We start from the raw sequence: 24,367 nt of genomic DNA on the forward strand, positions 1-24,367 counted from the left end.
AAACCTTGCAGGTTTAAAATGATCAGCACTAATGATTAAAGCGAATTTCTCAGGTTAAGATAAAATGGAACGGCAAGCTTTTCTGTTTTTCCGTTCAGCACGAACTCAGCAGCCTGGGTACCCAAACGGCTAAAATCTGTCGATATGGTGGTAATTCCATCCAAAATAAGCTTTTTTAGGGGTGTTTCATTATAAGAAATTACGCCTACGTCTTTTCCTATTTTGAGATTTAAAACAATCAGCCGCTCAATTAAAGTCACTAAATCATCCTCCATTAAATTGATATAAACCTCGCCGGGTTGAATTTCCTCTTCTTTAATATTATGGATCACCTTGTGCGTGAATGCATACTGCTGACAAAATCGATAAAAACCACTTAAAATTTCATGCGGGAAATAGCTGTTTTTAGGGAAGATGATTTTCAATGTAGTATAATGGGAGAGCCGGTTGAGGGCTTGCTCCAATGCCGCGTAAATATCTTGTGCAAAATTTTCATAGGCCGCAGCATACTCTCCGGTTACGCCAGGCAAAAGCTTATCTAAAATAATTAGTTTCTCTTTTGGTATCGTATTAATGATTTCATGGGCATTTTCCCCTCCTTCTAAAAAATGTGGAATAATGACAAAGTGCGTATAATCATCTTTTTTACTGATGATCATTTTCTTGAAGAAAACATAATCATTGTTGTAGATGTAAAAATCAATGGCCGCATGTTCTCCAATGGCTTTGGTAAAGGAATCGTAAATAATTTTTTTGTGGGTACTGAGTTTATTAAACAGCAAACAAACCTTTAGTTTTCGGGTAAAATCGGTATTAATGATGAAATATCCTTTTCCTGGAACAGAATCTACCACACCGAGTTTACGGAGATTACGATAGCCCTTTTCTGCAGTATCTCTTGACATTTCCAGACTAAAACTAAGCTCATTGATTGAAGGAAGCAAACTCCCCTTTTGCAGCTTACCCATATCAATTCCATTCAAAATCGCATTGGTTAACTGCTTATATTTTGGAGTGGAGGAGTATTCATCAATTTGAATATAACTAAGGATATCTTCTGGCTTCAAATGCTTTTTTGCTAGGGTTTCCAATATATAAAAAAATCTGCTATGAAATTCGGTTTTGCTTTATAAGGTTCGCTGAATGGCGGAATAATACTTTAAGTTAATCATATCCGTTGGTGCGGGATTTTCATTCCATACATCATTAATGGCGAGTGCAGTTCCAATGGCAGTGGCCTGAGCTACAGAAGAGGCATAAACTTCAATATCGGGCACGGCACTGGCCAGCAGGTGCATATAGATGGCATTTTTTCCAAAGCCCCCATCGACGAAAACTCGCCTTACGCCATCATTCAGAATGAGTTTAAGCGAGTAAACCTGCTGCTTAATTAAATCGATTACTAACTGATGATACGCTTCTTCTGCCGTTTGGAAGATGTTTAAATCCCGTTCAGGAAAAGCAGAGGTTAATGAAAATTCGGTTTGTACCTGCTGATTTTCGGGCACTTTATTAACCAGCTTTAAAACCAAAGCAGGATTAAACTTTAAATGTTTAAAAAGATAGGCTGCGCGATCAAAATGTAAGGCGATTCGTTTAAGCTGCACTTCATGTTCATGACCTGCAAAAATTCGGGAAGCCTTTACGGCCTTACCTTTAAAATGCATGTAGCACAGGCAATCTTTCTTTAATTCATCTGCCTGAAGTGGCTCCTGATTAAAAGGATTAAGGCTGATACACCAGGTTCCGGTAGAAATAAGTACAAAAGGCGAGTTAAAATTGGCCAGATAAGGAATTAAAGCTGCAGAGCTATCATGCAGGCCCACACCTACACTTACTTCCTTACCCTGAAAGCTGCTTTTTATAGCAGTATCTGCAGCTGTAAATTCACCAAATTTTTGATCTATCTCTTCTGCTTTAACCCAATAGTGGTATTCATTCTTATTAAAATCCCAAAGCTGGGTATGGCAACCAATACTGGTAATATCTGCCACGGCTTTTCCGGTAAGTAAATAACTGAGGTATTGCGGTAAATGTAAAGCATACCTGATGCGATTAAACAATTCAGGCCTTTCACATTTCAGGCGGTAGAGCTGCATACCAGAATTTAAGCTACCCAGAACAGGTGATGCCGTTTCGAGGGAAATTTTTTCTTCCCCTCCATATTGAGCATAAAATGCTGCTTTAAGCCCTTCGGGATAGGCCTTTAAATAATTGTAAAGTGGTGTTAAGGGCGCTCCTTTTTCATCAAGATAAACGAAACTGGCACCATAAGTAGAAAAGTTGATGGCCTTAATATCGAACTCCTTTAACTGCGTCACCTGGTTTAACGAATCATATACAGAAGAGGTTAAGCTTTCGAGATTCTCGCAGATTTCGCCATCCTCATCCATAGTTTCTACAAAACGTGCCGACCTTTCATAAACAATGCTATAATTTTCATCAATTAAAAACAGTTTCTTATTCGTTTTTCCAACATCAAATATGGCGATAACAGGTTTAGGCATTTTTTATTTCCCTTTCGATTATAAACCTGTAGCTACCGTATTTCCACGGTGGCTAACCAATTGACTTCTAATATCTAAATCCCGGTATAAAGCAATTGGTGATAATGCTGCACCAGCCCTTAACCTTGCCTCGGCTACCAGAGGCCTTAGATCACTCCGAAAGGTATTTTGCAAAATCTCCTGTGCTTTAACCACATCGTTGTTATCCTGAGCAGCTTTTAATGCTTTTCTATCTACCAGCAAGGCTTGCGCATAAGCAATCATAATGGCTTCTACCGATTGCAGTAAATCTTCTAAAGGGTCTTTTACATTGTGCGATGCATCAATCATCCAGCCTAAATCCTTGGCATGGTTCATGCCTTTTGCGTCCATGCCTTCCACCAGTTCATTAAAAATTAAGAACAATTGATAAGGCTTTATACTTCCGGCAGTTAAGTCGTCATCGCCATATTTGGAATCATTAAAATGGAAACCGCCCAGTTTACCTTCCATCAATAATAAAGCAACAATCTGCTCGATATTGGCATTGGGCAAATGGTGACCTAAATCGACCAGCGTATAGGCTTTCTTACCCAATTTACCGGCATATAATAAAGATTGCCCCCAGTCGCCAACTGTTGTAGAATAGAAATTAGGCTCGAAAGCTTTATATTCTACAAACATTTTCCAGTTTTCCGGCAATGCCGCATAAATTTCCTGCAAACTTTCTAAGGTATTTTCAAAGGCCTGGCGAAAATTCAACTGACCCGGGAAACACGATCCATCGGCCAACCAAACCGTTAAAGCATCAGACCCTAAGGCAATACCATGTTTAATTACCTCGATATTGTGTTCGATGGCCTGCTTCCGAATGGCTTTATTTACATGCTGAAGGGAGCCAAATTTATAACTATGCGGAGCACCTGCCTGATCCTGAAAAGTATTGGAGTTTATGGCATCGAACTTTAGTCCATAGCTGGAAGCCAGGCTTTTTAAGCTTTCTGCGTGTTGAGGGATATCCCAGGGAATATGTAAGGATATGGCACCACTGGCGCCATTCAGGCCGTGTAATAAACCCACATCTTCAATTTTCTCTTCAATGGTTCTGGGTTCACCACCCGTAATGGCAAAACGGCCGAAACGTGTTCCACCTGTGCCTAAGGCCCAACTTGGAATGGCAATCTGAAAATCTACCAACTTCCGGATGATACTTTCCAAATTAACATGCGACCAGTCTGCTTTTAAAAAGTCAATCTTGCGCTGATGTGAGCTAAAAAGGGAATCGTTATGTTTTTCGATCTGGTTCTGTTCGATATTCATGGTTATACTTGGTTATTTAGGCTGATGATTATGGCGATTAATCGCCTTTCATACCATCCTCGTTTATAAAGGGGCATGATTTTAACTATAATCTTCGCACATTAAGGTCATTTTCAGCCTGTGGACATCACAGACCAGGAAAACAACCTGCTAAACTACATTTATTTATATTTCAAAATTTCATGACCGATATAGAACCGATCATAAAATTAAATGCTTCACTATATTTATCTGACAAAAGCCATGGCCACACCACCATCTACATTTAACACGTTACCTGTAGACTTTTGTAATAATCCGCCAACAAAGGCGAAACATGCATTTGCAATATCATCAGGTAAAATGATTTGATTTAATAAAGTGCGTTTGGCATAATAGGCAGGTAGCTCGGCAACGGTTACACCATAGGCTTTCGCTCTGCCTTCGGCCCATCCGCCAGCCCAAATGTTACTGTCGCTAATTACGGCATCAGGGTTAACCACGTTTACACGAATGTTATCTGCACCCAATTCCGCAGCATTTAACCGGCTTAAATGGAGCTGAGCGGCTTTCGCACTGCCATAACCAGCATTATTTGGTCCGCTTACCAAAGCATTCTTACTTACAATATTAATGATATCTCCACCAACATCTTGCTTTTGCATCGCTTTTGTTGCAGCCTGGGTGATGAAAAATTGTCCTTTTACCAGCACATCATATAACAAATCCCAGTCTTTTTCGGTATGATCACCAATGGTTTTAGAAATGGATAAACCTGCATTATTCACCACAATATCGATTCCACCGAAAGCTAGAGCGGCGGCATCAAAAGCATGGTCAATATCTTCCTGACTGGTTACATTTAATGTTGCCGTGCTGTACGAATCTTTACCATACAGTTTTGCAAACTCAGCGCCTGCTTCTTCCAAACGTTCTGCATTCATGTCGTTTAAAATCACCACGCCACCTTCGGCTACAAACTTTTTGGCAATTGCCTTACCAATCCCGCCGGCGCTTCCCGTAATCAAGGCAATTTTGCCCGTAAGTGGTTTTGGCTTAGGCATGCGTTGCAGTTTGGCTTCTTCCAACAACCAGTATTCGATATTAAATGCTTCCTGGTGCGGTAAAGAAGTATATTCAGAAATGGCTTCAGCGCCTTTCATCACATTAATGGCATTGATGTAAAACTCTGCTGCAACCCTTGCCGTTTGCTTGTCTTTTGAGAAGGTGAACATCCCCACCCCCGGATATAAAATTACTACAGGATTTGTATCGCGGATAGCCGGGCTGTTTGGATGTTTACAGGTTTCATAATAATCTGTATACATTGCCCTGTAAGCCTCAAAGGCAGGTAACAGTTTTTCTTTTATGGCTTTTACATCAGATAGATCAGCATCGATTGCCAAATCTAAAACCAACGGACTAATCTTGGTTCTTAAGAAGTGATCCGGGCAGCTGGTACCCATCGGGGCCAAACGCGAAAGATCATTGGAGTTGGTAAATTCTAAAACACGTGCGTCATCAGTAAAATGACCGATCATGTGTTGTTTAGAAGAACATAAACCACGAAGTACCGGCGCTAACGCAGCTGCTTGTTTTTTACGGTTTACATCTGTAGCACTTTCTATTTTTTGTCCGCCGAAAACCAGTCCTTTTTTACCGTAGTTTTGCGCCAGGTAATCGGAACAGATTTCAATCACACCTAAAGTATTCAGATAACTTTCGTAAGCGGTATCACCCCAGGTAAATAAGCCGTGAGCGCCCAGCATGATACCTCGAATACCCGGATTCTCATCCAAGCACTGTTTTAGCTGTAAACCTAATTCGAAACCCGGTTTCTTCCATTCTACCCAGCCAATGGTTCCGCCGAACAGCTCTTCCGTAATCTTTTTGCCATCAGCAGCCGCAGCAATGGCAATAGCCGCATCCGGATGCAGGTGATCAATATGGGCAAAGGGCAGAAAACCATGTAATGGCGTATCAATTGATGGGGCTTTAGAATTCAAATCAAAAATGCAGTGGTTAAAAAGTTCCACCATTTCATCTTCGTAAGCTACACCGCGGTAAATATTTTTTAAACTGCGCAGGCGATCTACATAAAGTGCCGCTAAACCACTCTTCTTTAATGTGCCTAAATCACCACCAGATCCCTTTACCCACATCACTTCAGTTTCATTACCCGTAAGCGGATCCTTTTCCATTAACTTGCATGAGGTATTACCGCCACCATAATTGGTCAGGCGCAAATCAGCACCTAACAAATTAGAGCGATAAATGAGCAGTGCAACTTCATCTCCAGCCAGTTTTGTGGCCTCTTCTTCATCCCATAAGTAGCTGACGTACTTATAATTTGTTTCTTTAACAGACATGTATATTAATGATTACTTTTCTATTTATGATTTAATTGAATTGCCATAACCTACAATCAGTACTGATATGATAATGGTTAATATGCCCGCTATAATGGTGGTTAATGTTTTTCTTGATACACCTTTCCACTCTTTCAAAATCAAACCCCACACGTTGGCAATCAGGATGATAAAGGCCATATGCAAAATCCATGAACTGGCGCCATTACCCATTTTGCTTTCTCCCATTCCGTAAAAAAAGAACTGTAGAAACCAGGTGGTTCCGGCAAGTGCAGAAAAAATGTAGTTCTTTAATAAGGGGGTTGATTTTTTCGTGTAATCGCCAAAGGTTTTATTGCGGGCATTCAAAATCATACACCAAATAAAATTAGTGGTTAATCCGCCCCAAAGTACTACCACATAAGTGACATTGTTTTGGAATAGAAAGTTACCCGTTTCAGATGGGTGGGCAACTTTCCAGATCTGGTTGGCCGCATCGGCCATGGGTTTTCCGGCCTCTAAGCCAAAATTAAAACATGCACTTAACACTCCTGAAACGATCCCTACAAATAAGCCCAGGCCAAATTTGAATTCCGTTTTAACTTCCAGTCCATGTGGATCGGTAATATCTGAATTGATTTCTCTTTCTTTCATTACCCCTGCCTTACCACAGATGATGATGCCAATGACACAAACAAAAAGCCCAAGCATGACCATTCGGCCCCAATCGGTTTGCATAAACATGGTGAAGGTATCTTTTCCTTCCTGTGGAAAAATGTCGAAATAAATTGAAGGTAAAACGGACCCGATCACCATTGATAATCCCAGAATAATGCTACTGCCCAGTGATACCCCCAGATAACGAACACCCAGTCCATAGGTTAAGCCACCAATCCCCCAAAGTACACCGAAAAAATAAGTGAGGATTAAAATATGACCATTGGTAGTAGCAATAATATCACTGAAATTCGGGATGGTTAAATAAGCGGCCAATGGTGGTACAATAAGCCAGGAAAAAATTCCACCAACAATCCAGTAGCTTTCCCAGGCCCAACCTTTAACTTTTTTAAATGGGATATAAAAACTTCCTGATGCGAAACCACCGAAAAAATGAAAAATTACGCCTAAAATTGCCTGCATGCGCTATATTGGATATTTGGTTGGTCCAAAATAGAAATTAAGGCATATTTAACTGTCATGCACTGTTATGCCGATAAATTTCATTTACTACCGAAGTGATTTAATTTTTGTAAAGTTCTCCCGCTGATTACAGGGATTACCGCAGATGCTTATTAAAACATAGTCAAAATGAAAGTACACCCCTTAATGCTCTGCCAGGAAAAGCCAAGATGCTTAGCTCCCTTAAATCTGCGAGATCCCCGGAATCTGCGGGAAATACTAAAGATTATATGAGTTAAAAGACAAATTGAAGTGATTTAACTTTGTAAAGTTCTCCCGCAGATTACAGTGATTACCGCAGATGGTTATTAGCAGATAGTCAAAATGAAAGTACACCCCTTAATACTCTGCCAAGTAAAAGCCAAGATGCTTAGCTCCCTTAAATCTGCGAGATCCCCGGAATCTGCGGGAAATAAAATATTCACAAGGAAGGGCTAAATAATAGATAAATCGTCCTGGCGAGGAGAAATGATGAAGCAATCTAATCCGCTCAACAGACTGCTTCGTCGGCTGAAAAAGACTTCTCGCAAAGACGATCACTCGGGTTAGAAGACGATAAAATCATGAAGTGAATAAAAAAAAGCCGGCAAATCTGCAGCTATCAAATCACTTTATTAATTAAAGCAGGTGGGATTTTAAATCAGCCGGAGAATAATTTACTGACTTTAATGTCTTATCATCTGCCTTTCTGAAAACCAGAAACAATCCATCCACTTCCTTATAATATGCTGCTGTCTGATCTTTATCAAAATAATGTTTGATGGTTAATTCTGCTTCTTCTACTGTTTTGCAGGCCTTACTCATGTTAGAGCGGTGCACCTCATCAAAAAGTGTTTTAAATTTGCGCCCCAAACCAAATTCGTGTATTGCACCAGCCAACACATATTGTAAATCACACAGCGCATCAGCTACTTCAATCAGATCATCATTTTCCACTGCTTCCTGCAATTCCTTTAATTCTTCAGCCAGAAGTGCAATTCTTAAGTTTGCCCTTTGTTTTGATGGAATAACAGGCGAATCTAAAATGGGATGTTTAAATGTGTGATGAAATTCTGCAACCTGATTAAGTGAATTTGTTTCCTGCATGGTGGTTTGGTTTAACTTACGCCAGCAAAAGTAAAAAAACACCTGTACTTATCTAAACATAATTTAAACATTGACACGAAAGGGGCAATATCCTCAATGGCGTTCCCTGATTATTCTGAAAAAATCTTCCTTGTAAGTATCACCTACTGGCAACAACTGATCATTGATATAAACGGTATTTCCGTCAACCATTTTAATTTTATCCAGTGAAATGATGTACGATTTATGTATACGGTAAAAAGGTGGCTTCGGTAAATCATTTTCCAGTTCTCTTAAGGCCTGGTAAGTTACAATCCTTTGAGCAGAGGTGTAAACAGATACATAATTTTTCAATCCCTCAATGTAGAGAATATCAGTATAGTTAACCTTAATGAATTTATTTTTTGTATCACCTTTTATAAAAATGAAATCAGGGATGGCTGTTGATAGGGGCATAACAATTTCCTGCTGCGCCGGATGAATCATCTGCTGTGCTTTAACAGCGGCCTGGTAAAATCGTTCATATGGAATCGGTTTTAACAAATAATCAACCACATCCAGATCAAAGCCTTCCAGCGCATATTCAGGATAGGCTGTGGTTAAAATCACCTTACATTTGCCCCCTAATATTTTCAGAAATTGAATGCCGGTAAGCTCGGGCATCTGAATATCCAGAAAAACCAGGTCTACCATTCCTGCCTGCACCTGGTTTAAAGCTTCAAAGGGATTAGTAGTTGTACCCACCAATTCCAGAAATGGCGTTTTATTGATAAAGGCAGCAATGATGTCTGATGCGTAGGCTTCATCATCAACAGCTAAACAACGGATCATAATTGGAAGTTAAAAGTGATAAAGATATAAAGATTCTCCGGTACTACATATGGATCACCAAGGTGGCTTTATAGGTATTACCATTATTCGAAACCAGGAGTTCATGCTGGTCAGGATAAATTAAATCCAGTCGCCGGTGAATATTAACCAAACCTACACCACTGGAATGATCTTTTTGCGCATGGCTGATTTTATTGCTGACTTCAAAACTCAGGCGCTTTCCGTTTACTTTAAGTTTTATCCTCACCGGATGTTTTTCATCATTCACCACACCATGCTTAAAGGCATTCTCTACAAAGGGGATTAGTACCAAGGCTGCAATTTTTTGAGTGGTAATGCCTTCGGTATTAAAATCCACATAAAAGTTGGGTTCGAAGCGCATCTTAAAAAGGGCAATATAACTCTCCAGATAGGCTACCTCCTTTGAAAGCGACACTTTACCATCTGGACTTTCATTCAGGGTATATCGCATTAAATCAGATAGTTTCAAAACAGCATTTGCCAGCTGATCAGAAACCGGAATGGCCAGTGCATAAATATAATTCAGGGTATTATACAAGAAATGTGGATTGATCTGCGATTTTAGAAAAGCCAGTTCAGACCTTACTACCTCGTCCTTTAACTTCCTGTTGGCCAGCTCATTTTTAAAATTTTGCTGCACACCATATACTGCTGCAGGTATAATAATATATGAAATTCCATAGTAAATATTGTCAAGTATGTAACTAAAGGTGGTTGTCTGATCATTATAATTATGAAAACCAAATACCTTCAGGTAAATCACTTCTTCAATCAGATAACGCAGGCTAATAAAAAATATCAGTGTAAATAGGATGCCTAACACCAGCTGGGGAATTTTACCCCGTTTTAAATAATGGGGATAAAGCCAGGAATAACAAATATAAAACTCTGCTATCCGGATAAAAGATAAGGAAATACCAAATGCAATGAGGGGAAAACTCACCGATTCGACAAAATATCCCAGATATTGATAAGTCAGGATTAATACCCAACAAAACACATGGATAGCGATCACTTTAAATTGCTTCATGCCATAAAGCTAGATAAAGCTTTTCAATAGATCAATCTTGTTATTCCAACTCTCAAAAATTTTATCCCAACACCCGTTTTCGGCAGACAAACACCTGTTAAACGGCTTTACTGGTTTGGGATAATAATCCGGTGGTTTGGGATCATTTAATTTAGAACCCACCGCATCATCTGCAATTTTGGAACATCAAACAAATAACAATGATGATGAAAACTACGACAACAATTCTGTTTACCATTTTATGTGTATCCCTCTTTCAATTTACAGCCAGTGCCCAAAAGCAGGAAGTATTGCTTATTGGAACATTTCATTTCGCCAATCCAAATCTGGACGCGATTAAAACCGAAAGATTTGATGTCTTAGCCGCTAAGCCCCAGCAGGAACTGGAAAACATCGCCGAAAAAATTAAAGCCTTTAATCCTGACCAGATTTTTGTGGAATGGCCTGAAAACAAACAAGCCGGATTGGATTCCCTTTACCAGATGTACAAAGCAGGCACCTACAACCAGTATGTCAATACAAAATACCAGCACACCAAACAATTTGCATCCTTCAAGGAAGATGAAACCTTTCAGCTGGCCTTTCGTGCAGGAAAAAAAGCAAACCTAAAAACCATATACGGCATTGATTACAACATAGATATGCCTTTTGATACGGTAATGAATGCCATTCAAAGCGCAAAACAAACGCAATTAAAAAATGAAATTGATAGTGTCATCCAAACCAATGGTGCCACAACCAATCATAAAAGAAAAACCATGGGCCTTACCGATCTCATCCTGGATTTAAATACGGAAGCCTCCAGAAATCAAAATGCCGGTTTCTATTTGCAAAGCATCAACCGTGCAGGAAGCAGAGAAAATTTTGCAGGTGCCTATTCGGTATCAGAATGGTATCGCCGTAACCTTTACATGTATGCTTTGGTTCAAAAGATCACACAGCCTGCTGATAAAAGGATTGTCATTCTTCTGGGCGCGGGCCACATCTCCTTAATTAAACAGTTTATTGCACTGGAAAACAGGTTCAAAATTGTAGAATTAAAAGACATTCTTTGATGCACGATTCTGCTGTATGAACTCCCCTTTGGATGCTTTGTTCATTACAAAATAAGCAGCATCCAAACGTTGCAGGCAAAATGGCCAGACTGACCTAAAGGTGCTGAAAGTTTTTTAAAGCCTGCTTTTTCATACATCGCAACAGCGGTAGATAATTCAGGGAATGACTCCAGGTAAATTTGATGATAACCAAATTGCTGTGCAGAGGAAATACTTTTCTGCATCAGCATTTTGCCTATGCCCCTCCCTCTGGCAGCCGCTGAGGTATAAAGCTTTACAAGCTCTGCGCAACCTTCCGGCAAGCCTGATGTGGGATAGATTCCGCAACCACCGATAATTTTGCCTTCCTCCTCAGCAATCCAATAAGCAGATTGCTCCGCTTTAAATACTTCGGATAGATGATCAGTAGTGGGATCTGTGTAAACGGTTCCAGGTTTATCGACTTTAAACTCTCTTAACACAGCCCTGATTAATTCAGCAAGTTCTTGATTATCCCCTTCGTTTATTTCTCTGTAAGTGATGGCCATGCCGCATTTTTCTTCAAAGTTAAAAATTGCACCCGTAGCATTGAAGAAAATTCAAACAAAATCAGGGTTGAATCCCTTTATTAAAGAAAAGATAATACCATGGAAAACGATAAAATAACGAACGAAAACAAAAACGCGCATCCAAAACCAACTGATGAGGTTCAGAAAGAAATCGAAACCGTTGTTCCATCTGCGCATCAGGCGGAAGTTACACCTGGCAAATCTGAAACTCCCGTTGATATTAAAGAAGACCAACCGACAGACGAACCAACCAAGGGAGAAGGAAATAAAGTAACAGAAGGCGAAGAAGGTGCCGAAAAAGCAGCTACAGCTACGGATCAATCTGCAACAGACGAAGCGTCATCTCCGGAAGAAAACACGCCTGAAGAAGAGGAAACAAATGATGCAGCAAACGCTGGTGAAGATGACAATAAGGATTCAGACCATGAACATAATGGAATTGAAACCGTAACACCATAGCACACCATGCTAATTTTTGTTAAAGCTTGATTACTGCTGAAATAGTTTTACTAATTTGCCGTTATGATTAACATGAAAAACACAATATGGCTTTGCCTTTTTACCCTCATCGTATGCAGCTGCGGTATAAACAGGCAGGCACAGCAAATTAAAGCACTGGAAGATTGCACCTATAAGATTACCGGAGTGAAACAGGTATCAATTGCTGGTGCAGATATCAAACAATTAATGGAACAACAAACCTTTAGTTTAACCAGCTTACCTGGTGTGGCACTTGGCTTACTCAGAAAAGATATTCCATTAAGGGCGAATCTGAACTTGGAAATCACCAATCCCTCCAGTAACCTGGCTGCCATCAATCAGTTTGAATATAAAATTCTGGTGAACAATACCGATTTAGCACAGGGTATTGTCAATCAGAATGTGAGCATCGCACAAGGGCAAACCGTTACTGTTCCGGTGCAATTGGTCAGCAATATTTACGGACTGGTATCCAACGGAAACGTTTTTAATGATATTATTAAAGCAGCACAAAGAGGATCTTCATCAAAAGACGAAAAACTTGGTTTGCTGACGATTAAGATCAAGCCTACCTTTATGTTAGGGAATACTCCGGTAAAATATCCCGGATATATCACCATCAATAGAGATATCAGCAGCAAAATTTTGTTGTAAATAAAAAACCCTTGCCAAATCAGCGAGGGTTTTTTATTTAAAATTTCTTTCCAGGTTTAAGCAGCATGCCCTGAAAACTGTGTTGATCAAGACTTTTGGATACCTGCTTTAGTTCTGCAGCAGATAATTTTTCAGGCATTACCGTCGATGAAGCTTTTAAACTAGCAGTCTTCGCGGAGGTCGTTACAAAACTTCCGGTTCTGGCATATAAAAGCGCATAGCTTAACAAGGTTTCCGATTCATCACCCCAGGATTTCGTTAAATCTTCATAAGCTTCTTTATCAACGGTTAATCCACTGTAATATCCGCCTACACCAGCCTGATTTTTAGTTTCAAATTCCGGGACATACATGTCTAGTTTATCAATCCTGATCGGGAAGAATCCAACAGGTTTGCCATAAGTTGTTTCGCCGATAAGCTTCACATCCATCACAGGCTTTAAACTATTGATGGTCAGCTCACTGGCCGATGCTGTAGATCCGCTCACAATAAAATATATTCTTGACAATGTTAAAGATCCTGATTTGGCAAAACGCTCTATATTATCAGTTGAAGCAGAAGTGTAATCCAGATCGGCATATGTGGCATACTTTCCATTTACACCAGTGGTAAATGGCTGAAGCTTATCATCCCCATCTAATAATGGCTGATGCGCAAGAACAGAGGCCTTTCTTTGTGATGTTGTGATGTTTTGTAAATAATTGTTATAATAAGTAGTGTACATGATATTGCCATTCTGAGCAATTGGAGCAGCAAGATTAATCATCTCCGTTGCAGTAGAAACATAACCACCTCCATTGTACCTTAAATCTACCACCAGCTCCGTTACGCCTTGAGATGCGAAATTGGCAAAAACGGTTTTTAATGCAGATGAAACGTTATTGGTAAAGCTGTTAAAAACTACATAACCCACCTTTTTGCTGCCAACATTATAGGTATTAGTGTAAAATATAGGATTAACGGTATAGTTGGAGGAAGTAATTGTCACTGATTTGGTTACGTTATCAAGTCCCACAAAGGTAAGTGCAACAGATGCATTGCTGCCAAAAATAGCATCATTTAAAAAGTTTATAGTAGCGCTGCTATAGCTTAAATTGGTTCTTCCGTTGATGCTCGTGATTCTGCATCCTCTGGCTAAACCCTGCTGGGCAGCAGGGGAATTTGGATAAACATATTTTACCCTTAAATCTGATGTGGTTTGATAGTTTACGGAGAAGCCATAATCATTTGATGTTCCATTCACATCAGCCTTGAGGGCTGAAACCTTAGCTGTTGTAGCCACATAATCGAAAAAGGAATATTTTGGATTGCCGGAACCATTGACATATTCATAAGGTTTCCCGGTAGATGGATCTGAAGAATACTGGGTTAGCGCATAAAGTTCAGCTTCATTAGAACTGAAACTACGTGGCTTAAAGGCATCATAAGTGGGCAACGAAGTATTCCAGTAATAAAGTTCCTTCGTATAAAGAAAAATTGAATCTTTAGTCAGTTCATCCCTGCTCGCCGCAACAGGTGTAACAGGTTGTTCGGGTGTTGCGTTCTCTTTTTTACAGGCCATAAATAAGCTTACCCCCATCAATATCATAGCGGTGAGGTAACTGTATTTGTAATATTTCATATTTTCGTTTATAGTGGAATTGGTAGATATACGAGGCTTGCTATTGAAAAGATGCTGAGCAATAACATTAAATTCTTTTCATGAACTAAATTTATTCTTAATTATTGTAAATAATTAACCTGCTATGAATAATTAACAACAATTAACTGATTAAATTACTTTTAACTGAGAATATCGCTTGAAATAAAGATGGCCTCATCACTAATATGAAGATTGTCAACACCTTAACTTTTAGCGATTATACAAGGATGAGTTTGAGCTATCGTACAAAAAAATAAAGCCCTTCATTGCTGAAGGGCTTTTGGAAGTGGTGCCACCTGGATTCGAACCAGGGACACAAGGATTTTCAGTCCTTTGCTCTACCGACTGAGCTATGGCACCATCCGTTTGGGATTGCAAAGGTAGTATTATTTTTTAAAGTTGCAATTCTTCTTTAATTTTTTGTTAATTTTTTCAGCGTACTTCATCATGACGAATATGCTTTAAAAAAATATATTCCAAACCATCTCTATCATCCATAACCTCACCAATCTTTTTAAAACCTAAGCCTGAAATCAGTTTAAGTGAATCTTTGTTATCTGGTGAAACCGATGCGATAAAATTGACAACGCCAAATGTTGTCTTTGCCCAATCCATCATGGCAATAACAGCTTCTGTTGCATATCCATTCTTTCTGTAATCCTTAAATATCTGATAACCAAACTCCACCGCATGACTTGCATAATCTTTTAAATATTCTGGATTGGGCTGACTATGGAATCGTACCAAACCCACCATTTGATTCGCTTCGGGAAGAATAATAGCCCTGGCTGCCCAAGGCAAATAAGATTCATCCGCTTCAAATTGTTTTAAGGCATACTGCAAGCTACTGGGGTAATCCAACAGCTCTACAGGAATTTGTGTTTTTAATAAATGTGCTGCATCTGCCAGATTTTTGTTCAGACAATTGGAAATAACTGCCTTATCCATTAAACGAAGAATCAGTCTTGAAGTCACAACATCATTTGTGGGTTTTTGCATAAAAGCAAAATTGGGAATTACGGAATGAAAAATACATTGCTACCCAGAAAAAATTTAAAAATAAAAAAGCCCTTCATTGCTGAAAGGCTTTTGGAAGTGGTGCCACCTGGATTCGAACCAGGGACACAAGGATTTTCAGTCCTTTGCTCTACCGACTGAGCTATGGCACCTTCCGTTTGGGATTGCAAATGTAGCGTTCTTTTTTCAAAAGCAAAACTTTTTTTCAATTATTTCAGCCTTGAACTGATTATCAATCAATTAAATTTTATTGAGCTTATTAAGCCAGGCTGAATAAACATTAGAATGAATACAAACAAATCATTTTAATATTTTTTTTATGCATGCATAGCAATTTATTTAGATTATTATCATAATTTAGCATAAACAATCTAATATTGCATGGTGGCTCAGATCATTTTTCTAGTAATAACACTGGCAGCAATTGTGCTGTTTACCATAAACCTGCGTAAAATTATTCGCAACATCCGGCTTGGAAAATCTGCCGACCGGAATGACCAGCCTCAAAAGCGGTTAATGACTATGCTCAGGGTGGCATTTGGGCAATCTAAAATGGTTGTAAGGCCGATCCCTGCTTTTCTTCACTTTTTTGTGTATATCGGTTTTGTCATTATCAATATTGAAGTAGTAGAGATTATGATCGATGGAATTTTCGGCACACACCGGATTTTTCATGGTCTTGGTGGACTTTATGATTTTCTGATTGCTTCTTTTGAAATATTGGCCTTTACGGTATGGGTTGCCTGTGTGATTTTCCTCATTCGCAGGAATGTGATGAAATTAAAGCGCTTCAGCGGTGTAGAAATGACCTCCTGGCCAAAATCGGATGCCAACTATATTTTAATTACGGAGATATTACTGATGTCTGCCTTTTTATTGATGAACGCTGCTGACCTTAAATTGCAGGTTTTAGGCGCAGCACACTACACCACGGCAGGTGCATTTCCAATCAGTCAGTACCTGATTAACCTTTTACCTGCTTCAGAAGGGGCTTTGATAGCCATAGAACGTGGCTGTTGGTGGTTTCACATCATTGGTATCCTCGCATTTTTAAATTATTTACCTTATTCAAAACACTTCCATATCCTTTTTGCTTTTCCTAATACGTATTTTTCCAATCTGGAACCTAAAGGAGAATTTACCAATATGGCATCGGTAACCAATGAAGTTAAAGCCATGCTTGATCCTTCTTTTGTTCCGGCGGAAGCCGATCCGGGCAAATTCGGAGCGAAAGATGCAACCGATCTTTCATGGGTGAATTTAATGAATGCCTATACCTGTACGGAATGTGGACGATGTACAGATTCTTGTCCGGCGAACATTACCGGGAAATTATTGTCTCCAAGAAAGATTATGATGGATACCCGCGACCGGATTACGGAAATCGGGAAAAACATCGATAAAAATGGCCCGGATCATCAGGATGGCAAATCACTTTTAGATGATTACATCACCAGAGAAGAAATTTGGGCCTGTACCAGCTGTAATGCTTGTGTTCAAGCCTGCCCGGTAAATATTGATCCGCTTCAGATCATTATGGAACTTCGCAGATTTGCGGTTATGGAAGAATCGCAGGCACCCGGAAGTATTAATACAATGCTTGGCAATATCGAGAATAACCAGGCACCCTGGAAATATTCGCCGGCTGACCGCTTCAATTGGGCAGAAGAGGGATAGTTGGGCGTTTGGATTTGGAGTCTTAAAGGCTTAATACCTGTTATCCGATACCTATCATCTAAAGCAATTAAATAACCTCAAGTCTTGATACTTGATACTAAATACTTGATACAAGAAAATGGAATTTAAAGTACCTACAATGGCCGAGCTAATGGCCGCAGGTGAAGAACCGGAAATATTATTTTGGGTGGGATGTGCCGGAAGTTACGATGAACGGGCACAAAAAATTACCCGCGACATTTGCAAAATCCTGCATCATGTAGGCATAAAATATGCGGTTTTAGGTACCGAAGAAAGCTGTACGGGAGATCCTGCCAAACGTGCAGGCAATGAATTTCTTTTCCAGATGCAAGCCATGACCAATATTGAAGTCTTAAATGCTTATCACATTAAGAAAATTGTTACGGGTTGTCCGCATTGTTTTAATACGATAAAAAATGAATATCCGGGCCTGGGCGGAAGCTATGAGGTGATCCACCACACACAACTCATCCAGGATCTGATCAACGAAGGAAAACTAAAGGCGGAAGGCGGCGAGAGTTTTAAAGGTAAAAAAATCACCTTTCATGACCCTTGTTATTTAGGTCGGGGAAACGGCGTTTACGAAGCACCTAGAAAAGCACTGGAGGTTTTAGATGCACAATTGGTGGAGATGAAACGTTGCAAAAGCAATGGTTTATGCTGCGGTGCCGGCGGGGCACAAATGTTTAAAGAACCAGAAAAAGGTAAAAAAGACGTTAACGTTGAGCGCATTGAAGAAGCGCTGGAAACAAATCCTCAGGTAATAGCAGCTGGCTGTCCTTTTTGCATGACCATGTTGAGTGATGGCGTGAAACTGAAAGATAAAGAACAGGAAGTTAAAATACTTGATATTGCTGAAATTACGGCGAGAGCAAATGGTCTTTAATATTTAAACCTTACAGGTTTTGAGCAATCTGTAAGGTTTCCTAAATGGTCATTGCGGGATTAACACGGCTGGTAAACCACAAATTTTGGTCAGGTTTTCCCTGATTGCATTTAAATCCTCTGCCTCTATATTTTTAAGGGGAATTACCACTTGTGTTGCCATAGAATCCACATCTCCTCCCCTGTCTTTATAGGTTTGAACAATCACATCATCACCCTTGGTATGCAAATATAATTTACCCGCTGAAGTAGTACCATAATATTCCATATCCTTAAATTTCGCCAACTTAAATGCGAAATACTCCGTTTTACCGTTATTATAATACCGCTTATAACGACAAAATCCATTGTTGGTAATATTAAGTTCATAACGCTTAATTTGCTTAACCTCCTGGCTGATATCATAATGATCAACTAAGGATTTTTGCAGGTAACCCACGTATTGCGCCATGGATTCGGGATCTGAAAAAGCACATAGAAGTGTTGCTGTGGCCGAAATAAGGGCTATTATCAAGCACAAAGTAAACTTTTTCATAAGGGGATTATTTTAAGGCAAACTAATTTAATTAAAATTATAAATTTGTATATGAGTTTTTCTCCACAATCAAGAGTCTGGATCTATCAGAGCGATCGTAAATTTACAGCTGCAGAAGAAACTGCGATATTAAATAAGTTAGCTGCTTTCACCGGTCAATGGAAAGCGCATGGAAATGAACTATTGGCAAAGGCAGAAATCCGCTATGGTTATTTTATTATTTTGACTGTGGATGAAAGTCAGGCTGGCGTTACCGGCTGCTCTATTGACAGCTCGGTAAGATTGATTAAGGAAATGGAACAGGAATATCATATAGACCTGTTTAACCGGTTCAATATTGCCTATAAATTAGACGGTGAAGTAAAGGTTCAGGGTAAAGAGGATTTTGAAACCCTGGTCAATATCAAGCAAATTACACAGGATACAATTGTTTTCAATAACATGGTGCAAACATTAGCCGAACTGGAAACGAAATGGGAGGTTCCATTTAAAGACAGCTGGCACTCCACCGTGTTTTCACACTTATTATAGTTCAATAAGTTTTTTAATCAGGTTTGCGGCCAGCCTTTACACCTGACATTTATTATTTTTAGTTAAGCCTGAAACAATTAGATCAAAAAAGCATTATATTGCTATAATCAAATCCTGTTTATGAAGCGCTGGCTCAAAATTTCCTTAAAAATACTTTCTGCAATTATCATTCTCATTATTTTAACCTGGCTGGCGGGTGCTTTTTACACCAGCAGGAACAAAAAAGAAATACTGTCATCCATATTAGCCCAGCTGAACAAAAACTTAAACGGGCAAATCACAGCAGGTAGTATGGAACCTACGCTTTTAAAAAGCTTCCCGGGTGTTTCTGTATCTTTACATGATGTTTTGCTCCGGGATAGTTTGTGGGCACAGCATCAGCATGATTTGCTTAAAGCCAAAGAAATTAATGTTTCTCTAAACATACTATCCTTAATTGTTGGCCATGTAAATATCAACCGAATCGCCATTAATGATGCCGCCGTATATATTTATACCGATTCTACCGGATACAGTAATACCAGTATTTTTAAAAGTAAGCCCAAAACAGAAGAAAAAAAATCTGCTCCGAAATCTTCGGCACTTGAAGTGGGTAAAATAGATTTCAACCGGGTGAGTTTAATCCTCGACAACAAAAAGCGATTTAAGCTATTTAATTTTAATATTGACCAGATTCAGGGCAGAATGCAGTATCCGGATAGTGGCTGGACAGGTAAAGTAAAAATCAAAACACAGGTTAATAATTTCGCCTTTAACACCAGAAAGGGTAGTTTTTTAAAAGATAAATCATTAGAAGGAACTTTATCCGCACATTATAGCAGAAAACTGGATGCCGTAATTTTAGCTCCTGAAATGCTGAACATTGGAGGCCATCCTTTTAAAATTGGTGCCAAGATAGACCTGGATAAAGCAGCATTTGCCATCAGCATCGCTGTAGATAAGATTTTATTCCGCGATGTTGCGCTCCTGCTATCACCTAATATTTCTTCCAAACTTTTAAAATTTGGTATTGAGAAACCGATTGACATTCGCGGGAAGATTATTGATGATGGTTCCGGAAAGTACGGAGATCCCTTAATCAGAGTGGGCATTAAAGTTCGCGATAACATCATCTCTATTCCCGCAGGAAAATTAACAGCCGCCAGTTTTAATGGTTCCTTTACCAACCAGGATACCGTAGGGGGAATTATTGGTGATGAAAATTCTGCAATAAAGTTTCATACATTAACAGCCAAGTATTATAATGCTCCCATTCGGATCGATACGTTTACAGTCACTAACCTGGCCAGACCCATTGCTACGGGGCTGGTGACATCACAGTTTCCACTGACAAACCTGAATAATTCGTTGGGTACGCAAGATTTTGAATTCAAAGCCGGAACTGCAGATTTAAGGCTATACTGTCAGGCAGACATCGATAATTTCCGTTTTACTAAACCCGTAATTTCCGGGGGTATTAAAATTGCGAATGCAGATATCACCTACCTTCCGCGCAAACTTCACCTGGTAAAAAGTGCGCTGAATATTATTTTTAACCAGAATGATCTGTCCATTCAGGATGGTCATTTTCAACTCGGCAAAAGCGAATTAAATGTAAGTTGTAGCATTGCCAATTTTGCGAATTTATATTATTATGATCCGGATAAGATTTTAGTGAATTTGAAAATGCATAGCCCTCAATTGTATCTGAATGAGTTTATGCCATTCTTAGGACCAAGAAGCACTAAAAAGAAAACGGCGTCAGGTAATTCAATGAAAACGGCTTCAAAACAATTGAGCAATGTACTGGAGGTTTCCAAAATGAATATAAACCTTACCGTTGGTAAGGCCATCTATGATAAATTTCTGGCTAAAAATCTGGCGGCAGACATTTCACTTCGCGGCAATGGCATATTCTTCAACAAAATAAGTGTGGAACATGCTGGTGGTGCCCTTTCTTTAAATGGGAGTATCCTTCAGCAAACCGGTTCAAACACCTTTAAAATCAACTCTAAAGTGAGCCATGTCAGTGTGAAAGATTTCTTTTATTCTTTTGATAACTTCGGCCAGAATACCATTACCAATAAAAATCTGAAAGGTTATTTATCTTCACTGGTTGATATATCCGGCAAAATATCGCATACCGGTAAAATTCTTCCCCGCTCCATAAACGGAAAGGTGATTTTTAATTTAAATAATGCCGCCCTCGTGAATTTCGAGCCTATGGTAAAGGTAGGGAAGTTTGCATTTGCCAATAGAAACCTATCTAATGTTGAAATCAAAAAACTAGATGGCATACTGAATATCCAGGGCGATAAAATTAATATTAGTCCGATGCAGATCAATTCAAGTGCCTTGAATTTTAATGTAAAAGGTATTTATGCCTTAGGCGCAGGAACCAATGTTGAAATGGATATTCCATTAAGAAACCCTAAAGGAGATGAAAATTTAACCCGCCAGGAAAAACGTGAGGCCAGAATGAAGGGAATTGTGCTTCATCTGAAAGCCATTGATGACGAAAAAGGCGGAATTAAAATCAGATGGAATAAGGATCATGATTAGTTAGTCTGGAGTCCAAAGTCTTGAGTCGGGAATCTTCTACCATGATTTTATACCATACGACTAGGCTTCTGACTCAAGACTATTAACTTAGGACTACTGACTAAAAGCCTAAAAATCCAGCGGTCCCAGCCTGTTCATATTTCTTAAGATCAGATATTGGCGATGGCGAATATAAGGTGTTGCATTTCGGGGTGTCCACCTTCTTGGATTAGGGAAACAGGCTGCAATCAGTGCAGCTTGCTTTTTGGTTAACTTGGTGCAGGATTTACCGTAATATTCCTGCGCAGCAGCTTCAGCACCATAAATCCCATCCCCCATTTCAATGACATTGAGGTAAACCTCCAGAATCCGTTCTTTGCTCCAAAAAATCTCAATCAGCAAGGTGAAATAAGCTTCGAAGCCTTTTCTGATCCAGGATCTTCCCGGCCACAAGAAAACATTTTTTGCCGTTTGCTGTGAAATGGTACTGCCACCTTTAACTTTTTTGCCCCTGGCATTGCTGGCAAAAGCTTTTTCTATCGCTTTCATATCAAAACCAACATGTGTTAAAAAAAGCTGGTCTTCAGCTGAAACTGCAGCCCGTTTCATGTTGTTAGACATATCTTCAAAATCAACCCACTTCTTTTCTGTTTTAAATGGCTTCCCGTCAGCCTTTCTTTCAATGTTGCGAAGCGCCATTAATAAGGTTAATGGTGGGTTAATAAAACGGTAGGCAATAACCCAGATAACCGAAACAAATAGAAAATAAAGAAAAACCTTACTCAGAATGTTAATGATTTTCTTCGATAGTGATTTTTTTGAGCTTAATTTAGAAGGTCTTTTTTTGGCCATGATACAAAGGTATAAGAATTTAATATGGTTTTATAGCCAACATGAGCAAGGAAGCACATCACTTGCTGCGTTTTTTGTATTTTGCGTTAAAAAATTGACATGAAAAACCTGTCCTACCTTACCTTATTGATCATCTTCACCGGATGCATGGCCAAACGGAATCACATTTCCAATAAAAGTGAATGGATATCACTCTTCAATGGAAAAGATATCAAAGATTGGAATGTGAAGATTCATCACCATCAATATCACGAAAATTATGGAAATACCTTCCGGGTGGAAGATGGGATAATTCGGGTCAGTTATGATCAATACGGAGATTTTAATGATCAGTTTGGCCATCTCTATTATAAAACACCCTTTTCCAATTACCATTTAAAATTAAAATACCGCTTTGTTGGCCAGCTGCAAAAGGGAGCGCCGAGTTATACCCTAAGAAATAGCGGCGTGATGTTCCACAGCCAGGACCCTAAAACAATGCCTGAGGCGCAAGACTGGCCAATATCCATTGAAATGCAATTTTTAGGTGGTTTAAGCGATGGCCGATCACGTCCTACCGGCAATATGTGTTCTCCGGGAACTGAAATTTTTTATCAGGGAAAGTTATACCCAGAACATTGCCTGGACTCAAAATCAAAAACATATGATGGTGACCAATGGGTGTCTGCAGAACTGATTGTATTAGGCGATTCCCTGATTCAACATATCATTAATGGTGATACTGTTTTAAAATACAGTAAACCCCATATTGGTGGCGGGGTGGCTAATGGATATGATGCTAAAATAAAAATTGATGGAAAAGCGCTTAAAAGTGGTTTTATAGCATTGCAAAGTGAAGGACAACCTGTTGACTTTAAAGATATTTTCATTAAGCAACTTTAAAAGTTAGGATAAACATTTTATAAATGAATACGTTAATAGGATATGAAAGTAGCATTAATAACAGGAGGAAGTAAAGGGATTGGATTTGGAATTGCCGAATCACTCCTAAAAAGCGGTTATAAAGTGGCCATAACCAGCAGAACAATAGAAAGTGCAAACCAGGCGGCATCTCAATTGGTCGCTCATGGTGATGTTTTAGCTATTGAAGCTGACGTAAAAAATTTCCAGTCGCAGCAGGGAGCTGTTAATTTAGTTGTTGAAAAATGGGGGCAGTTAGACATTCTAATTGCAAATGCCGGTGTGGGTGCTTTTGCTCCTATTGATGAAATTGATATTGAGCAATGGAACGACATCATTGACACCAATTTAACCGGTGTTTTTTACAGCATTAAAGCGAGTGTGGATGAAATTAAGAAAAACCAGGGTTATATTTTCACCATTTCAAGCTTAGCCGGAACCAACTTTTTTGCGGGAGGAGCGGCGTATAATGCCAGTAAATTCGGTTTAACCGGCTTTACGCAATCAGTGATGCTGGACCTGAGAAAATATGGCGTGAAAGTAAGTACAATCATGCCGGGTTCGGTGGCTACTCATTTCAATGATCATAGTCCAGATGCTGAAAGCGATGCCTGGAAAATCCAACCAGAAGACATGGGAAAACTGATCGTAGATTTATTAGCGATGCCAGCGAGAACATTGCCGAGTAAAATTGAAATCAGGCCAACTACGCCTAAAGGATAGTGGTTAAGTAAAATAAAATAATAGTTTTTAATATTCTAATAAAAAAAATGCCTTTTGATTTGCATCAA

General features: G+C 39.3%; 22 protein-coding genes and 2 tRNA genes. 9 read left to right on the top strand and 15 right to left on the bottom strand.

The features are described from left to right. Window positions 1-35: 35 nt before the first annotated feature. The 8 genes from OQX64_RS10880 to OQX64_RS10915 all read right to left on the bottom strand — a co-directional run bounded on the left by OQX64_RS10880 (window position 36) and on the right by OQX64_RS10915 (window position 10,259). On the bottom strand, window positions 36-1,067 hold the full coding sequence (locus OQX64_RS10880; protein WP_088300371.1) for a GntR family transcriptional regulator: 1,032 nt from the start codon (window positions 1,065-1,067) through the stop codon (window positions 36-38). Between the two features lie 60 nt (window positions 1,068-1,127). Then, window positions 1,128-2,507, bottom strand: coding sequence for an FGGY-family carbohydrate kinase (locus OQX64_RS10885; RefSeq protein ID WP_265818782.1), 1,380 nt, complete (start codon window positions 2,505-2,507; stop codon window positions 1,128-1,130). Window positions 2,508-2,525: 18 nt separating this feature from the next. Next, window positions 2,526-3,806: a sugar isomerase gene (locus OQX64_RS10890; RefSeq protein WP_265818783.1), complete on the bottom strand. Its 1,281-nt coding sequence runs from the start codon at window positions 3,804-3,806 to the stop codon at window positions 2,526-2,528. A gap of 227 nt (window positions 3,807-4,033) precedes the next feature. Next, window positions 4,034-6,154, bottom strand: coding sequence for a bifunctional aldolase/short-chain dehydrogenase (locus tag OQX64_RS10895; protein WP_265818784.1), 2,121 nt, complete (start codon window positions 6,152-6,154; stop codon window positions 4,034-4,036). 24 nt (window positions 6,155-6,178) lie between these two features. Continuing rightward, a complete protein-coding gene (gene rhaT / locus OQX64_RS10900; RefSeq protein WP_265818785.1) occupies window positions 6,179-7,273 on the bottom strand; it encodes an L-rhamnose/proton symporter RhaT in 1,095 nt (364 codons plus the stop codon). A 657-nt stretch (window positions 7,274-7,930) separates the two neighbouring features. Beyond that, the gene (locus tag OQX64_RS10905; RefSeq protein WP_088299998.1) at window positions 7,931-8,398 is read right to left on the bottom strand and encodes a nucleoside triphosphate pyrophosphohydrolase family protein; all 468 of its coding nucleotides are present in this window, start codon (window positions 8,396-8,398) and stop codon (window positions 7,931-7,933) included. Between the two features lie 93 nt (window positions 8,399-8,491). Continuing rightward, window positions 8,492-9,208: a LytR/AlgR family response regulator transcription factor gene (locus OQX64_RS10910; protein WP_265818786.1), complete on the bottom strand. Its 717-nt coding sequence runs from the start codon at window positions 9,206-9,208 to the stop codon at window positions 8,492-8,494. Between the two features lie 43 nt (window positions 9,209-9,251). Next, a complete protein-coding gene (locus OQX64_RS10915; RefSeq protein WP_265818787.1) occupies window positions 9,252-10,259 on the bottom strand; it encodes a sensor histidine kinase in 1,008 nt (335 codons plus the stop codon). A gap of 200 nt (window positions 10,260-10,459) precedes the next feature. Here OQX64_RS10915 and OQX64_RS10920 point away from each other — a divergent pair, with 200 nt between their 5' ends. Then, entirely contained in the window at window positions 10,460-11,314 is an 855-nt protein-coding gene (locus OQX64_RS10920; RefSeq protein ID WP_265818788.1) for a DUF5694 domain-containing protein, read from the top strand. A 44-nt stretch (window positions 11,315-11,358) separates the two neighbouring features. Here the strand turns inward: OQX64_RS10920 and OQX64_RS10925 are convergent, their stop codons facing one another. Continuing rightward, the gene (locus OQX64_RS10925; protein WP_265818789.1) at window positions 11,359-11,841 is read right to left on the bottom strand and encodes a GNAT family N-acetyltransferase; all 483 of its coding nucleotides are present in this window, start codon (window positions 11,839-11,841) and stop codon (window positions 11,359-11,361) included. A 99-nt stretch (window positions 11,842-11,940) separates the two neighbouring features. Here OQX64_RS10925 and OQX64_RS10930 point away from each other — a divergent pair, with 99 nt between their 5' ends. After that, entirely contained in the window at window positions 11,941-12,321 is a 381-nt protein-coding gene (locus OQX64_RS10930) for a hypothetical protein (RefSeq protein ID WP_265818790.1), read from the top strand. A 72-nt stretch (window positions 12,322-12,393) separates the two neighbouring features. Then, window positions 12,394-12,996, top strand: coding sequence for a hypothetical protein (locus tag OQX64_RS10935; protein ID WP_265818791.1), 603 nt, complete (start codon window positions 12,394-12,396; stop codon window positions 12,994-12,996). Window positions 12,997-13,033: 37 nt separating this feature from the next. Here OQX64_RS10935 and OQX64_RS10940 read toward each other — a convergent pair whose 3' ends face one another. From OQX64_RS10940 to OQX64_RS10955, 4 genes are all read right to left on the bottom strand, one after another. Continuing rightward, on the bottom strand, window positions 13,034-14,617 hold the full coding sequence (locus tag OQX64_RS10940) for a S41 family peptidase (RefSeq protein WP_265818792.1): 1,584 nt from the start codon (window positions 14,615-14,617) through the stop codon (window positions 13,034-13,036). Window positions 14,618-14,925: 308 nt separating this feature from the next. Further along, a tRNA-Phe gene (locus OQX64_RS10945) sits at window positions 14,926-14,998 on the bottom strand. Between the two features lie 72 nt (window positions 14,999-15,070). Next, window positions 15,071-15,637 carry a GNAT family N-acetyltransferase gene (locus OQX64_RS10950; RefSeq protein WP_265818793.1) on the bottom strand — a complete coding sequence of 189 codons (567 nt, stop codon included), beginning with the start codon at window positions 15,635-15,637 and terminating at the stop codon, window positions 15,071-15,073. 97 nt (window positions 15,638-15,734) lie between these two features. Continuing rightward, window positions 15,735-15,807 (bottom strand) — tRNA-Phe (locus OQX64_RS10955). A 229-nt stretch (window positions 15,808-16,036) separates the two neighbouring features. On the opposite strand from OQX64_RS10955, the gene OQX64_RS10960 reads away from it, so the two are divergent. Further along, on the top strand, window positions 16,037-17,332 hold the full coding sequence (locus OQX64_RS10960; protein ID WP_265818794.1) for a (Fe-S)-binding protein: 1,296 nt from the start codon (window positions 16,037-16,039) through the stop codon (window positions 17,330-17,332). Between the two features lie 118 nt (window positions 17,333-17,450). Then, a complete protein-coding gene (locus OQX64_RS10965) occupies window positions 17,451-18,239 on the top strand; it encodes a (Fe-S)-binding protein (protein ID WP_265818795.1) in 789 nt (262 codons plus the stop codon). A gap of 48 nt (window positions 18,240-18,287) precedes the next feature. Here OQX64_RS10965 and OQX64_RS10970 read toward each other — a convergent pair whose 3' ends face one another. Beyond that, window positions 18,288-18,773: a hypothetical protein gene (locus tag OQX64_RS10970; RefSeq protein ID WP_265818796.1), complete on the bottom strand. Its 486-nt coding sequence runs from the start codon at window positions 18,771-18,773 to the stop codon at window positions 18,288-18,290. Window positions 18,774-18,824: 51 nt separating this feature from the next. Here OQX64_RS10970 and OQX64_RS10975 point away from each other — a divergent pair, with 51 nt between their 5' ends. Together OQX64_RS10975 and OQX64_RS10980 are read left to right on the top strand one after the other, a co-directional pair. After that, complete coding sequence (locus tag OQX64_RS10975; protein ID WP_088300008.1) at window positions 18,825-19,304, top strand: ABC transporter ATPase; 480 nt, start codon at window positions 18,825-18,827, stop codon at window positions 19,302-19,304. Window positions 19,305-19,424: 120 nt separating this feature from the next. Continuing rightward, entirely contained in the window at window positions 19,425-21,845 is a 2,421-nt protein-coding gene (locus OQX64_RS10980) for an AsmA family protein (RefSeq protein WP_265818797.1), read from the top strand. Between the two features lie 108 nt (window positions 21,846-21,953). On the opposite strand, the gene mtgA is transcribed toward OQX64_RS10980, so the two are convergent. Next, complete coding sequence (mtgA, locus tag OQX64_RS10985) at window positions 21,954-22,676, bottom strand: monofunctional biosynthetic peptidoglycan transglycosylase (protein ID WP_088300010.1); 723 nt, start codon at window positions 22,674-22,676, stop codon at window positions 21,954-21,956. Window positions 22,677-22,775: 99 nt separating this feature from the next. On the opposite strand from mtgA, the gene OQX64_RS10990 reads away from it, so the two are divergent. Then, window positions 22,776-23,558: a 3-keto-disaccharide hydrolase gene (locus OQX64_RS10990; protein WP_265818798.1), complete on the top strand. Its 783-nt coding sequence runs from the start codon at window positions 22,776-22,778 to the stop codon at window positions 23,556-23,558. Window positions 23,559-23,600: 42 nt separating this feature from the next. Beyond that, window positions 23,601-24,299: an SDR family oxidoreductase gene (locus OQX64_RS10995; protein WP_088300012.1), complete on the top strand. Its 699-nt coding sequence runs from the start codon at window positions 23,601-23,603 to the stop codon at window positions 24,297-24,299. Window positions 24,300-24,367 lie beyond the last annotated feature (68 nt).

Origin of the sequence: Pedobacter sp. GR22-10, from assembly GCF_026239715.1 — a bacterium.
Lineage (GTDB): Bacteria > Bacteroidota > Bacteroidia > Sphingobacteriales > Sphingobacteriaceae > Pedobacter.

Bases quoted from the DNA above. Each gene is read 5' to 3' on its own strand.
- OQX64_RS10925 (WP_265818789.1), bottom strand. From the start codon at position 11,841: ATGGCCATCACTTACAGAGAAATAAACGAAGGGGATAATCAAGAACTT.
- OQX64_RS10960 (WP_265818794.1), top strand. From the start codon at position 16,037: ATGGTGGCTCAGATCATTTTTCTAGTAATAACACTGGCAGCAATTGTG.
- OQX64_RS10890 (WP_265818783.1), bottom strand. From the start codon at position 3,806: ATGAATATCGAACAGAACCAGATCGAAAAACATAACGATTCCCTTTTT.
- OQX64_RS10980 (WP_265818797.1), top strand. From the start codon at position 19,425: ATGAAGCGCTGGCTCAAAATTTCCTTAAAAATACTTTCTGCAATTATC.
- OQX64_RS10910 (WP_265818786.1), bottom strand. From the start codon at position 9,208: ATGATCCGTTGTTTAGCTGTTGATGATGAAGCCTACGCATCAGACATC.
- OQX64_RS10940 (WP_265818792.1), bottom strand. From the start codon at position 14,617: ATGAAATATTACAAATACAGTTACCTCACCGCTATGATATTGATGGGG.
- OQX64_RS10885 (WP_265818782.1), bottom strand. From the start codon at position 2,507: ATGCCTAAACCTGTTATCGCCATATTTGATGTTGGAAAAACGAATAAG.
- OQX64_RS10895 (WP_265818784.1), bottom strand. From the start codon at position 6,154: ATGTCTGTTAAAGAAACAAATTATAAGTACGTCAGCTACTTATGGGAT.
- OQX64_RS10975 (WP_088300008.1), top strand. From the start codon at position 18,825: ATGAGTTTTTCTCCACAATCAAGAGTCTGGATCTATCAGAGCGATCGT.
- OQX64_RS10920 (WP_265818788.1), top strand. From the start codon at position 10,460: ATGATGATGAAAACTACGACAACAATTCTGTTTACCATTTTATGTGTA.
- rhaT (WP_265818785.1), bottom strand. From the start codon at position 7,273: ATGCAGGCAATTTTAGGCGTAATTTTTCATTTTTTCGGTGGTTTCGCA.
- OQX64_RS10935 (WP_265818791.1), top strand. From the start codon at position 12,394: ATGAAAAACACAATATGGCTTTGCCTTTTTACCCTCATCGTATGCAGC.
- OQX64_RS10930 (WP_265818790.1), top strand. From the start codon at position 11,941: ATGGAAAACGATAAAATAACGAACGAAAACAAAAACGCGCATCCAAAA.
- OQX64_RS10995 (WP_088300012.1), top strand. From the start codon at position 23,601: ATGAAAGTAGCATTAATAACAGGAGGAAGTAAAGGGATTGGATTTGGA.
- OQX64_RS10990 (WP_265818798.1), top strand. From the start codon at position 22,776: ATGAAAAACCTGTCCTACCTTACCTTATTGATCATCTTCACCGGATGC.
- mtgA (WP_088300010.1), bottom strand. From the start codon at position 22,676: ATGGCCAAAAAAAGACCTTCTAAATTAAGCTCAAAAAAATCACTATCG.
- OQX64_RS10950 (WP_265818793.1), bottom strand. From the start codon at position 15,637: ATGCAAAAACCCACAAATGATGTTGTGACTTCAAGACTGATTCTTCGT.
- OQX64_RS10970 (WP_265818796.1), bottom strand. From the start codon at position 18,773: ATGAAAAAGTTTACTTTGTGCTTGATAATAGCCCTTATTTCGGCCACA.
- OQX64_RS10915 (WP_265818787.1), bottom strand. From the start codon at position 10,259: ATGAAGCAATTTAAAGTGATCGCTATCCATGTGTTTTGTTGGGTATTA.
- OQX64_RS10965 (WP_265818795.1), top strand. From the start codon at position 17,451: ATGGAATTTAAAGTACCTACAATGGCCGAGCTAATGGCCGCAGGTGAA.
- OQX64_RS10905 (WP_088299998.1), bottom strand. From the start codon at position 8,398: ATGCAGGAAACAAATTCACTTAATCAGGTTGCAGAATTTCATCACACA.